The organism is Pseudomonas sp. LBUM1660, assembly GCF_059695935.1.
In genome coordinates this window covers 4706378-4719417 of sequence record NZ_CP166795.1, presented here as the reverse complement: position 1 = coordinate 4719417, position 13040 = coordinate 4706378, and the positions used below count along the sequence as shown (strand labels likewise).

General features: G+C 60.3%; 8 protein-coding genes. 7 read left to right on the top strand and 1 reads right to left on the bottom strand.

The window, feature by feature from the left end:
• Position 1 precedes the first annotated feature (1 nt).
• The gene (locus ACA068_RS21905) at positions 2 to 4867 is read right to left on the bottom strand and encodes a dermonecrotic toxin domain-containing protein (RefSeq protein WP_497304716.1); all 4866 of its coding nucleotides are present in this window, start codon (positions 4865 to 4867) and stop codon (positions 2 to 4) included.
• 286 nt (positions 4868 to 5153) lie between these two features.
• Here ACA068_RS21905 and ACA068_RS21900 point away from each other — a divergent pair, with 286 nt between their 5' ends.
• From ACA068_RS21900 to astE, 7 genes are all read left to right on the top strand, one after another.
• Complete coding sequence (locus ACA068_RS21900) at positions 5154 to 6374, top strand: aspartate aminotransferase family protein (RefSeq protein ID WP_497304714.1); 1221 nt, start codon at positions 5154 to 5156, stop codon at positions 6372 to 6374.
• A gap of 204 nt (positions 6375 to 6578) precedes the next feature.
• Positions 6579 to 7598 (top strand): arginine/ornithine succinyltransferase subunit alpha, encoded by a 1020-nt coding sequence (gene aruF, locus ACA068_RS21895; protein WP_497304712.1) that lies wholly within the window; start codon positions 6579 to 6581, stop codon positions 7596 to 7598.
• Between the two features lie 70 nt (positions 7599 to 7668).
• Positions 7669 to 8694 carry an arginine N-succinyltransferase gene (astA, locus tag ACA068_RS21890; protein ID WP_497304710.1) on the top strand — a complete coding sequence of 342 codons (1026 nt, stop codon included), beginning with the start codon at positions 7669 to 7671 and terminating at the stop codon, positions 8692 to 8694.
• On the top strand, positions 8691 to 10160 hold the full coding sequence (astD, locus tag ACA068_RS21885) for a succinylglutamate-semialdehyde dehydrogenase (RefSeq protein WP_497310645.1): 1470 nt from the start codon (positions 8691 to 8693) through the stop codon (positions 10158 to 10160). Before astA ends, astD begins: the two co-directional genes overlap by 4 nt.
• Positions 10161 to 10302: 142 nt before the next feature.
• Positions 10303 to 11649, top strand: coding sequence for an N-succinylarginine dihydrolase (gene astB / locus ACA068_RS21880; protein WP_497304708.1), 1347 nt, complete (start codon positions 10303 to 10305; stop codon positions 11647 to 11649).
• Positions 11650 to 11669: 20 nt separating this feature from the next.
• Positions 11670 to 11957, top strand: coding sequence for a hypothetical protein (locus tag ACA068_RS21875; protein WP_010457234.1), 288 nt, complete (start codon positions 11670 to 11672; stop codon positions 11955 to 11957).
• Between the two features lie 12 nt (positions 11958 to 11969).
• Entirely contained in the window at positions 11970 to 12980 is a 1011-nt protein-coding gene (gene astE, locus ACA068_RS21870) for a succinylglutamate desuccinylase (protein WP_497304706.1), read from the top strand.
• Positions 12981 to 13040: the final 60 nt, after the last annotated feature.

Below are 13040 nucleotides of genomic sequence, written 5' to 3'. Positions count from 1 at the left end.
TTTACTCGTCGATCTCGGAACCCTCTGAGGTGGACACCTGCATTTCACCTCGGTTGATGACCTCGTCCACGCCAAAATCCGCACGGGTCAGTTCAAAGTAGCGGACCAGTCGCGCAAGGCTTTCCTCCGAAAACGGATTGCCTCTCAAGGTGATGTTTTCAGCCACCTCCACTGGCAATTCCAGCAGGTCGCTCGGCACCTCGGTAATCGCATTCATGCTCAGGTCGGCCCAGTCCAGATCCGTCAGCTGAAGCAGGCCATCGGGTATGTCAGTGATGCCGGCGTCGTTGAGCAGCACGGTCGACAGTTCGGGCATTTGGCTTAGATCCGGCGTGCGCCCCAGCGGGTTGAAGCCCAGGTCGAGGTAATCCAGCTGCACCATTCCCGCCAATGCACTTGCCGTCTCTGCCGACAGGCTGACCCGGCACTCGGGAAGCGACAGCGTGCGCAGTCGCCCCATATTGAAGACCGAATCGGGAATGTCACCAAGGTCACACTCGCGCAGCCTCAGGCTCTTGAGGTTGGAAAAGGATTCGAGGAAACGCCCGAGTCGCGTAGCACCCCGGGCACTGTGCACCTCCAGCGCGGAAACATGACTGAAGTCTGCACTCAGGGTCGGCAGTTCTCCATTGATGACCGGACGAACCCTGAGTTCGAACGTCGGCTCAAGTGTGTCGTTGAAATCATCCAGTTCAGACTCACGCTGCCAGCACTTCTCAAGCGCCTGCTTGAATTCGTCTCGGTTGGCGTGCTCGGCAGCGAGTTGGTCGACGCTGAACGCTTCGCCTGTCACGGGGTGCCGGTCCGGAACATCGGCGGTCCAGGCAGATAAATCATTTTTCAGCTGGGTGAGCTCCTCTTCAAGGCGCGTCAGGTAGGTGCGGCCATCCTCCAGGCTTCCCGGCAATTCGTAGACGAACTCGCTTGCCTGCTCGACTTCCATGCTGGGGTACAGCGCCTTGACCCGATCAACATCGGCCTCGGGGGCAAAGACACCCATGTCGTAGGCGGTCTCGAAGTGGTGTTGTTTGATCAATTCTCGGGCGCTGTTCGAAAGCGGGTTGTGTGTGAGGTGCAGGCCGCGCTTGTCATACAGCGAACTCTCGAATAACCCGGCAGGCAACTCGCTGATGCGGTTGTTCATCAGCAGGAGGGTTTCAAGCTTCGGGTGTTGTAGAAGGCTGGCCGGAATCCCTGTCAGGCCGGTGTCGCTCAGGTCCAGGTGCTCCAGTTCGCTCATCGTGTCGATACGCGGCAGGGTTTCAAACGTATTTTTGTACAGGTCCAGCATGGCCAGTTTGTTCAATGACGTCAGTTTCGACCAAGCGGCGGCGTCGACCGTGATGCCGCAATCGTTTAACACCAAGGCGTGAAGGTCTGGCATTCGACTGATGGGGTCGGGTAGGGTGGCCAGGGAAAAGCGGCGCAACTCCAGGCGGCGCAGCCCGCTGAAACCCTGTAGAAACGCGGGAATGCCCTGCGCGCTGCGGGTACCTTCCAGGGACAGCAGCGACACATGGCTGAAGTCGGCATTCAGTGACGGCAAGTCGCCGAGGATCGGCTCTGCAAACCTGAGCACATATTGGGTCACGCCCTCCGGTGTGTCGAAATCCCGGTTGGACTGTCGGCGCCAGCTACGCTGGACTTCCTGGGCCAGCAAGCGGCGATTGTTTCGCTCGGCTTGTTGCTCCAACTCGCTGAGTGGGTTCCCGGTTTCAGGATGGGCAGTGGGTGAGTCACTGACCCAGGCACGCAGGTCCTGATGCAGTCGGGCCAACTCCCTCCTCAAACGTGAAAGTTCTACGCGAGCACCATCGGGATGAAGTTGCAGTCCCTGAACAATGGACTGCATTTCTTCCGGAGGCAGGTTGGGGTAAACCTCGCGAACCCGGTCGTTGAGCGTCGGTGTCTCGCGGTTGATTCGACTGTAGCCCTCGGCACCACCGGGCAGGCGCATCGTGGTCGGGTCATAGAACGGTTTTCGATGGGGATTTTTTGCGAACAGCCTGCGTAAACCCGGTTGCTCCAGCGCGTGTTCGGCGATGCGCTGTTTAAGTGCCCGGGCGTCTGCGATCGAAGGGTTCAGCTTATTGCGTTGCGCATCCGGCAGCGCCCGGAACAGGGCCTGATAAAAATCCCCCGGCGTCGAACCATCGTCTTGGTGAACCTGGTAAGTCCCGTCTTCAGCGCGAATCAGTATTTTCTGAATCGGAGCATCGGGCTGTCCAATGCTGTCGCGTAACGTCCCCTCGGCCGAGTAGTCCCGCACTTCGATACGCAACTCGGCTGGTAAATCGGGCAGTGAGTTCAGGCTTTGCAAGGCCAGTCGGTGGGTGTCGGTGGTGTCCAGCGCTTCGGAATAAAAGCCTTCACTGGCCCGGGTCGCGCGCACGGCTTCCATGGCTTTGAGCGCAGCATCCTTGAGTCGCTGGGGTGTGCGGCCGGAGTGCAGCTGCTTCAGTTCGGTGCCGGACGCGTTGCTCACCAGTTCCTCGGCGATATCGGTGGGTAATCCCTTTACGTCATCGAGCAGCCGCTGGACTTGCAGGTCATCGGTTTTTTCCAGTTCGCGATAGCGTAGATCGAACAGCGATCTGCGGTAATTGCGGGTGAGTTCGGCGGTCCGCTGTCTGAAGGCTGATGTTTGGGCTTGCGGGGTCGGCATCGGCGTGTCGACAGGCCAGGCGTCGTAGCCGCTCAGCAGCTGATGTTGCAGGGTCACATCGGCCTTTCGATAGTGCTCGGGTTGATCACTGCCGATCTGCTCGATAAAGGTGTCGATGTCCCGGTTGATCTTGAAGCGCTTGATCGTGTCGGTCAGCAGCGAAGGTGGGCGGTAATGTTCGGCATGCATCTCGCGCACGGCGTTGTCGTGAAAACCGCTGACCCGCAGGACCTGCTCGCGCTCGGCGTTGCTGAACGACTCGACATCCTGGCCGAGACGACGCATGACCGTTTCCCGATCCCACTCCAGCGGTTGCTCCAGCTCGGTGTGCCAGGCGCCGTGGTTGTTGTGCAGTAAAGAAGGCTGATAAGCATCGGCGCGGGTTGGGTGCTCGATCTGAAACGCGCCGGATGTGCCGTCGGGTTTCACGGCATACAGTTTTCCTTCCAGGGGCAGCAGCGTCTTGCCCCCGTGGCGATACAGGCCAAGCTGATCGGGTTTTGCGCCTTCGGGCAGGCTCTGTGCGTGTTCGTAAGGGGTTAGATCCTGCTTCCAGTAGCGGACTTTTCCTTTCGGTGTTGCGACGGGTTTGAGCGGGTCGACCAGCGCGACCGCTTCGCGCGAAAGCAAGCGGCTGAAGGCGCCTGCAGCGATCACACCACCCACCGCGAATGTACCCACCTCAACTACTGTTTCAGCGAGTGCGATCAGATGCCCGACGGCCTCTTTTTTCAGTCCTTCGGCCAACTCCACAATGCCTTCGAAGGTTTCATCGAGTAACTGGTAGGCCATGTAACCCAGCATCACTTCGCCGAGAAGCGGGACGAACGGCAATGCCACGAACGTCGCGATTTCAAGGAGTATCGATGCCACTTTGCTGAAGGCGTCCCACGATGCCCATCGTGCGTTTCGGTCGGCAGAGGCGGTGGAGACGGCCAGCGTGCTGGCATCGTTGAGGATCTTGTTCAGTTGTCGCTGATAAAGAAGATTCCACAGGTCCGCGTTGAACGGCGTCATCGAGAACCGCAGGTTGGGCCTGTCGATGGGCGTTTCACGCCAGCTCGGCAGTGGGTCGCCACGCATGTGCTGGTGCCAGGTCACGCGCTGGAGGCGGCGGTTAAGATCCGCGAAAAAATGCCCCCTTTCCTTATGCTCGACGAAGCGGCTGAAAAATGTCTGGTAGGCCGGGGCGCGCAGCTTGCGGGTCAGCTCGTTCATGAACGCCAGGGTGTTCGGGTATTCCTTGAGCGGATGCTCGGGATCGTCGGGAATGTAGGCGATGATCCGCGTTCCCTTGCGTGCGCGCTCCAGGCTCGCTGCGAAAATGACAATCCCGGTCAGGGAGGAGGACATGATGGTCAGGTCATGGCCGTACAGCGGTTGGCCATTGAGGCGCGCCCCCGAACGTCCTTCCACAAGGCGCAGGATCGAGTGATAGGCATCCTCTGGAATATCCTTGCGGATATGGGCCATTTGCAGCGCCGCTTTGAGTGCCGTTTTGTGCGAGCTGATCACCTTCGCTTTCAACACCGCGCCAGCCACCGGGTTGGTCAGCCCCAGGTTGTCTTTGAGGTACGTGTTGTACCGGGCGCCGATGTCCAGTTCCCGGCACAGCCGCACAAAGGCTGCGACGGTCAGTTTCTGTTTGATCGCCGGCAGCGTATCGAACTGCCCTGCGGGCGATGGTTCGGTAATGAACGTCGAGGCGGGCTCGTAAGCATCAGCCGCCATTTCCGATTCCTGGAAGTTATGCAGGGCGGCGTCGAGCAGCGACACGGTCCAGGTGCGTGCGGCGCCCGTCTTGATTGCGAACCAGGGCACTGTTTGCGGGATGTACAGGCGCAGGAAAGTGGTGTTGACGTCCAGTTCCAGATCAAATCGGGTTTTCAAGGCTTCGCTTAGAAGAGGTTCGGCGAAGGCGCGTGCGCTTTGCAGTTTCGACAGCGTTGAGTCCAGGCGATTTCGCTGGGTCCAGTGTTCCTGACTGAGCTTTTTCAGCGACTGGTGTTGCAGGGATGTCGCGGTGCTGTGCCAGTGCGGCGTGGCAAGCGAGGCGGTTTTGAGGGCATCTCGTGTGGTGGCCGATGCTTCCAATACCCAGGTCGGCAGATTGTTGAACAGGTGATGGTAGTGATCGTCCGGCTGCGTGGCGGATTCATTGCCGGTGGCATTAGAGGGGCGATCGTTTTCGTGTCGACTCATGCGCTATTCCCTTAGCGTTTGGATGAGTCGCCAGCAAAACAGACGATGACGGGTCTGGTGCGGTACATATTTACCGCACCACTGGACAAGCCTGCCTATAACCTGTGCCGGCGGTTTAAACTGCGCCTTTGCGACCCTATATGTCGCATTGCCGTAAACCCGGCTGAAACCGGGGTTTGCGCTATAAGAAGTTGTCGCTTGGCGACAAGGCCGGGCTGAAAACTGTCCTTACAATCCCCCCATCGCTCGCCAGTTTCCGGCGAGTGTTCCTCTTCAGGAGACTCCGATGTCCGTTGAGCACGCTGCGGTAGAACGCGCCGATTTCGACCAGGTAATGGTTCCCAACTACGCGCCTGCCGCATTCATTCCTGTGCGTGGCGCCGGTTCCCGTGTCTGGGACCAGTCTGGCCGCGAGCTGATCGACTTCGCCGGCGGGATTGCCGTTAACGTATTGGGCCACGCGCACCCGGCGCTGGTCGGTGCCTTGACCGAGCAGGCGAACAAGCTGTGGCACGTGTCCAACGTGTTCACCAATGAGCCGGCGTTGCGCCTGGCGCATAAGCTGATCGACGCGACCTTTGCCGAACGCGTGTTCTTCTGCAACTCCGGCGCCGAAGCTAACGAGGCCGCCTTCAAGCTGGCCCGTCGCGTCGCGTTCGATCGTTACGGCAGCGAGAAGTACGAAATCATCGCCGCGCTCAACAGCTTCCACGGCCGTACCCTGTTCACCGTGAACGTTGGTGGTCAGTCGAAGTACTCCGACGGCTTCGGTCCTAAAATTACCGGTATCACCCACGTTCCTTATAACGATCTGGCGGCTTTGAAAGCGGCTGTTTCGGATAAGACCTGTGCCGTGGTGCTGGAGCCGATCCAGGGCGAAGGCGGCGTCTTGCCGGCCGAACTGGCTTACCTGCAAGGCGCCCGCGAGCTGTGCTCCGAGCACAACGCGCTGCTGGTGTTCGATGAAGTGCAAACCGGTATGGGCCGCAGCGGCAAATTGTTTGCCTATCAGCATTACGGCGTGACCCCGGACATCCTGACCAGCGCCAAGAGCCTGGGCGGCGGTTTTCCGATCGCGGCGATGCTGACTACCGAAGACCTGGCCAAACACTTGGTCGTTGGCACTCACGGCACCACTTACGGCGGCAACCCGCTGGCGTGCGCTGTCGCTGAAGCCGTCATCGACGTGATCAATACCCCTGAAGTGCTGAGCGGTGTCAACGCCAAGCACGACAAGTTCAAGGCCCGTCTGGAGCAGATCGGCGAGAAATACGGCCTGTTCACTCAGGTGCGTGGCCTGGGCCTGTTGATCGGTTGCGTGCTGAGCGATGCCTGGAAAGGCAAGGCCAAAGACATCTTCAACGCCGCCGAGCGTGAAGGCCTGATGATTCTGCAAGCCGGCCCTGACGTGATTCGTTTCGCGCCAAGCCTGGTGGTTGAAGACGCCGATATCGATGCTGGCCTGGATCGTTTCGAGCGCGCTGCGGCCAAGCTGACGCAAGCCTGATAGACCCTTCGGCGCCGGGCTTTCCGGGCGTCGAACCCAATTTTTATGCCGGACCCGCTCTTCTGTAGGAGCGAGGCTTGCCCGCGAAGGCGGCGTGTCAGCCACCATCATCATCGGCTGACACGCCGCCTTCGCGGGCAAGCCTCGCTCCTACCAGGGGCCGGCTTATTTCCCCCAAAAGAGTTACGAGAAAGGAGTGACACCATGCTGGTGATGCGCCCCGCGCAAATGGCTGATCTGGGCGAGGTACAGCGTCTGGCTGCGGACAGCCCGATTGGTGTCACTTCCTTGCCGGATGACGTTGAACGCCTGAGCGACAAGATCGCGGCAAGCGAAGCCTCGTTTTCCGCTGAAGTCAGCTTCAACGGTGAAGAGAGCTATTTCTTCGTCCTCGAAGATTCGGTCACCGGCAAATTGGTCGGTTGCTCTGCAATCGTTGCCTCCGCCGGTTATTCCGAGCCGTTCTACAGCTTTCGCAATGAAACCTTTGTGCACGCCTCCCGCGAGCTGAAGATTCATAACAAGATTCACGTGCTCTCGCAGTGCCACGATCTGACCGGCAACAGCTTGCTGACCAGTTTCTACGTGCAGCGTGAGCTGGTGGGTTCGCCTTGGGCCGAGCTCAACTCCCGTGGTCGCTTGCTGTTCGTCGCCAGCCATCCGGAGCGTTTTGCCGATTCCGTGGTGACCGAGATCGTCGGTTACAGCGACGAAAATGGCGATTCGCCGTTCTGGGACGCCATCGGTCGCAACTTCTTCGACCTCAACTACGCCGAAGCCGAGCGTCTGTGCGGCCTGAAAAGCCGGACCTTCCTCGCCGAACTGATGCCGCATTATCCGATCTACGTGCCTTTGCTGCCGGACACCGCTCAAGAAGCGATGGGCCAGGTGCATCCGCGCGCGCAGATCACCTTCGACATCCTGATGCGCGAAGGCTTCGAGACCGATCACTACATCGACATTTTCGACGGCGGCCCGACGTTGCATGCCCGCGTCTCCGGGATCCGTTCGATCGCGCAGAGCCGTGTGGTGCCGGTGAAAATCGGCGAGGCGGTCAAAGGCGTCGGTCGTCAGTACCTGGTGGCCAACGCCCAGTTGCAGGATTACCGCGCCGTATTGCTCGAGCTCGATTACGCGCCGGGCAAACCCGTGACCCTGAATCTGGAAGCGGCCGAAGCCCTGGGCGTCGGTGAAGGTGCCAGCGTGCGCCTGGTGGCGGTTTAACGACTGCTTGAGTGTTTAGAAAGCAGCGAAGTTTCGCGGGTGGCGCAAGCGGCCCGTTTGAGGAGATAGCATGATCGTTCGTCCTGTACGCAGCAGCGATTTACCCGCTCTGATCGACCTGGCCCGCAGCACCGGCACCGGCCTGACCACCTTGCCGGCCAACGAAGAACGTCTGGCCCATCGGGTCGGCTGGGCCGAGAAGACCTTTCGCGGTGAAGCCGGGCGGGGCGATGCAGACTACCTGTTCGTGCTCGAAGACGACGACGGCCGCGTGGTGGGCATTTCCGCCATCGCCGGAGCTGTCGGCCTGCGTGAGCCTTGGTACAACTTCCGGGTCGGCCTGACGGTCAGCGCCTCGCAAGAGCTGAACATCTACCGCGAGATCCCGACGCTGTTCCTGGCCAACGACCTGACCGGCAACTCTGAATTGTGCTCGCTGTTCCTCCACGCCGATTACCGCACAGGCCTCAACGGCCGCATGCTGGCCAAGGCGCGGATGCTGTTCATCGCTGAGTTCTCGCAGCTGTTTGGCAACAAGATCATTGCCGAGATGCGCGGCGTGTCCGACGAAGCCGGGCGCTCGCCATTCTGGGAGAGCCTGGGCCGTCACTTTTTCAAGATGGAATTCAGCCAGGCCGATTACCTGACCGGCGTGGGCAACAAGGCGTTCATCGCCGAACTGATGCCGAAATTCCCGCTGTACACCTGCTTTCTCTCGCCAGACGCGCGCAACGTCATCGGTCAGGTTCACCCGGACACCGAGCCGGCGCTGGCCATGCTCAAGAGCGAAGGTTTCAGCTACCAAGGCTACGTCGACATCTTCGACGCCGGCCCTGCGGTCGAGTGCGAAACCAGCAAGATCCGCGCAGTGCGCGACAGCCAGGCACTGGTGTTGGCCATCGGCACACCGGGTGATGACGCTACACCGTTCCTGATTCACAACCGCAAGCGCGAAGACTGCCGGATCACTGCCGCACCAGCACGCTTCGCCGCCGGCACGCTGGTCGTTGATCCGCTGACCGCCAAACGTCTTCAACTCAACGCCGGCGATCAAGTGCGCGCCGTTCCGTTGTCTGCTGCCAGGGAGTCGAAATAATGAATTCGCTATACATCGCAGGTGAATGGCTGGCCGGTCAGGGCGAAGCCTTCCAGTCGCTGAACCCGGTGACCCAGCAAGTGCTGTGGACCGGCGAAGGCGCGACCGCCGCTCAGGTTGAGTCGGCCGTGCAAGCGGCTCGTCAGGCGTTCCCGGGCTGGGCCCGTCGCACCCTGGACGAGCGCATCAGCGTGCTGGAAGCTTTTGCTGCTGCGCTGAAGAACAACGCTGACGAACTGGCCCGCACCATTGGTGAGGAAACCGGCAAGCCGTTGTGGGAAGCAGCGACGGAAGTCACCAGCATGGTCAACAAGATTGCGATCTCGGTGCAGAGCTACCGCGAACGTACCGGCGAGAAGAGCGGCCCGCTGGGCGACGCCACCGCCGTGTTGCGCCACAAGCCGCACGGCGTGGTGGCGGTGTTCGGGCCTTACAACTTCCCGGGTCATTTGCCGAACGGTCACATCGTGCCGGCACTGTTGGCCGGTAACAGCGTGCTGTTCAAGCCCAGCGAATTGACCCCGAAAGTCGCCGAACTGACGGTTAAATGCTGGATCGAAGCGGGTCTGCCAGCGGGCGTGTTGAACCTGCTGCAAGGCGCTCGCGAAACCGGCATCGCCCTGGCGGCGAACCCGGGCATCGACGGTCTGTTCTTCACCGGTTCGAGTCGCACCGGCAATCACCTGCATCAGCAATTCGCCGGTCGTCCGGACAAGATCCTCGCGCTGGAGATGGGCGGTAACAACCCGCTGGTGGTGGATCAGGTCGCAGACCTCGATGCTGCCGTTTACACCATCATCCAGTCGGCATTCATTTCCGCCGGTCAGCGTTGCACCTGTGCCCGCCGCTTGCTGGTGCCGCAGGGCGCCTGGGGCGATACTTTGCTGGCGCGTCTGGTGGCGGTCAGTTCGACGATTGAAGTCGGTGCGTTTGATCAGCAACCGGCACCGTTCATGGGCTCGGTGATTTCTCTCGGTGCTGCGAAAGCGCTGATGGATGCGCAAGAACACCTGCTGGCCAATGGCGCTGTGGCGCTGCTGGAAATGACTCAGCCTCAGGCGCAAGCCGCGTTGCTGACACCGGGCATCCTGGACGTGACGGGCGTCGCCGATCGTCCTGACGAGGAGCTGTTCGGCCCGTTGCTGCAAGTGATCCGCTACGCTGATTTTGAAGCAGCGATTGCTGAAGCCAACGACACTGACTATGGGCTGGCGGCTGGTTTGCTGTCAGATTCCGAAGCGCGCTATCAGCAGTTCTGGCTGGAAAGCCGTGCCGGCATTGTCAACTGGAACAAACAGCTGACCGGTGCTGCGAGCAGCGCGCCATTCGGCGGCGTCGGCGCCTCGGGCAACCACCGCGCCAGCGCCTACTACGCCGCAGATTATTGCGCGTACCCGGTGGCGTCGCTGGAAACCCCGAGCCTGACCTTGCCGACCGCGCTGACCCCAGGCGTGCGCATGTCGTAAGACCGCTTTCGCGGGCAAGCCTCGCTCCTATAAAGGTTACGCAAAACCTGTAGGAGCGAGGCTTGCCCGCGAAGGCCACAACCCGGTCTTACTGAATAGTTACCAGATGCCTATAACAACAGATTCTCGTGGAGCCTCGCTGATGAAATCCTATGAAGTCAATTTTGACGGTCTAGTGGGGCCGACCCATAACTACGGCGGCCTGTCCTACGGCAACGTCGCGTCCCAGAGCAACAGCCAGCAGTCTTCGAACCCGAAGGAAGCTGCGCTGCAAGGCCTGGCGAAAATGAAAGCGCTGATGGAAATGGGCTTTCAGCAAGGCGTTCTGGCACCCCAGGAGCGTCCTGACATCGCCGCCCTGCGCCGACTGGGCTTCAGCGGCACCGACGCGCAAGTGATCGAGAAAGCCGCCAAAGAGGCGATGCCGTTGCTGGTCGCCAGTTGCTCGGCGTCGAGCATGTGGGTGGCCAACGCCGCCACGGTCAGCCCGAGTGCCGACACCGCCGATGGTCGCGTGCATTTCACCGCAGCCAACCTCAATTGCAAGTACCACCGCAGCATCGAACATCCGACCACCAGCCGCGTGCTGGGGGCGATGTTCGCTGACCAGACGCACTTCGCTCACCACGCCGCGTTGCCGGCGGTGGCGCAGTTCGGTGACGAAGGTGCGGCCAACCACACGCGTTTCTGCCGTGAATACGGTGAAGCCGGCGTCGAGTTTTTCGTGTTCGGTCGCAGCGCGTTCGATAACCGCTACCCGGCACCACAGAAGTACCCGGCGCGTCAGACTCTTGAAGCCTCACAAGCGGTTGTTCGCCTGCACGGCTTGAGCGATGACGGCGTGGTCTACGCCCAGCAGAACCCTTCGGTGATCGATCAGGGCGTGTTCCACAACGACGTGATCGCGGTGGGTAACGGCGAGGTGCTGTTCTATCACGAGGACGCATTCCTCGACACCGAGCAAATGCTCGCTGAATTGCAGGGCAAACTCGCAAAAGTCGGTGGGAAATTCCAGTCAATCTGCGTACCGCGTTCTGCCGTCACCGTCGAAGACGCCGTTCGTTCCTACCTGTTCAATAGCCAGCTGCTGACGCGTCCTGACGGTTCGATGCTGTTGATCGTGCCGGAAGAGTGCCGTGGCAACGAACGCGTGTGGCAATACCTGCAAGGTTTGACCAGCTCCGGCGGCCTGATCCGCGAAGTGAAAGTTTTCGACCTGAAACAAAGCATGCAGAACGGCGGTGGCCCGGCTTGCCTGCGGTTGCGTGTCGCCCTGAATGAAACCGAACTGGCGGCGGTCAACCCAGGGGTTATCATGACGGCACCGTTGTACGGCACGCTGACCGAATGGGTCGACAAGCACTACCGCGACCGCATGACCGAAAACGATCTCGCGGACCCGCAATTGCTGCTTGAGTGCCGGACGGCACTGGATGAACTGACGCAAATCCTTAAACTGGGCGCGGTTTATCCTTTCCAGATCAATTGAACGTCGAGAGCGTAAAAAACATGAGCGATACCCTGCAGCTGATCCTTGAAGACACCGACGGCACGCAACTGGAAACTTCCTGCACCCGCGTCGCGGTCCTGTGGCAAGGCAAAGAGCTGTGGATCCAGCAGGACGGCCGTGGCCAGTTGCTGATCGGCGTGGACGTTGAAGAAGGTGATGCTGAATACGCAAACCTGCTGCTGCGCCCATTGGCGACTAATCTGGTAAGTCTGCAACTGGAAATGGAACCGGCTGAAGTCGGCGACGAAGACCATGTGCACGGCCCGGATTGCGCACACGACCACTAAGGAAACCGCTCTATGCTCGCCCTCGGCAAACTGCTTGAACTGACCCTCGCCGGCCGCGAACCGGCGGAGAAGACTCAACTGACTGTCGAAGGCGTGCGCATGCGCTGGTTGAGCGAAGGTGCGCTGGAAGTCCGGCCGCCTGAAGCTCGCGACAATGGCCTGGACTTGCTGCTGTCAGCGGGAATCCACGGCAATGAAACAGCGCCGATCGAGCTGCTCGATCGCCTGTTGCATGACATCGCCCGCGGCGACTTGAAACCGCGCGCACGTATTCTGTTCCTGTTCGGCAACCCGGAAGCGATTCGCAAAGGCGATCGCTTCATCGAGCAGGACGTCAATCGGCTGTTCAACGGCCGTCACGAACAAAGCAGCGGCTCCGAAGCCTTGCGCGCTTGTGAGCTTGAGCGGCTGGCGGCGAGTTTCTTCAGCCTGCCGGACCGTAGCCGTCTGCATTACGACCTGCACACCGCGATTCGTGGCTCGAAAATCGAGCAGTTCGCGTTGTATCCCTGGAAAGAGGGGCGCCAGCATTCGCGCCTGGAGCTGGCCCGCTTGCGTGCTGCCGGCATGGAAGCGGTGCTGTTGCAGAACAAGCCGTCGATCGTGTTCAGCTCCTACACCTACGACAAGCTCGGTGCCGAGTCTTTCACCCTTGAGCTGGGCAAGGCGCGGCCGTTCGGGCAGAACGACGGGGTTAACGTCTCGCTGCTTGAGACCCGCCTCCAGCAGATCATCGAAGGCACCGAGCCTGCGGTGACCGACGAAGCCCTGGACGGTTTGCAGTTGTTCAGCGTGGCGCGGGAAATCATCAAGCACAGCGATAGCTTCCGCCTGCACTTGCCGGCGGACATCGAGAACTTTTCGGAATTGGAAGTGGGTTATGTGCTGGCTGAAGACATTGCCCAGACCCGCTGGATCATCGAAGAGAAGGGCGCCCGGATCATTTTCCCGAACCCCAAGGTCAAAAACGGCCTGCGTGCCGGCATCCTGATCGTGCCCGCCACCGACGAAAACCTGGCATAACAGACGCAGTGGTCCCCTGTAGGAGCGAGGCTTGCCCGCGAAAGCGATTTTAAATTCAAC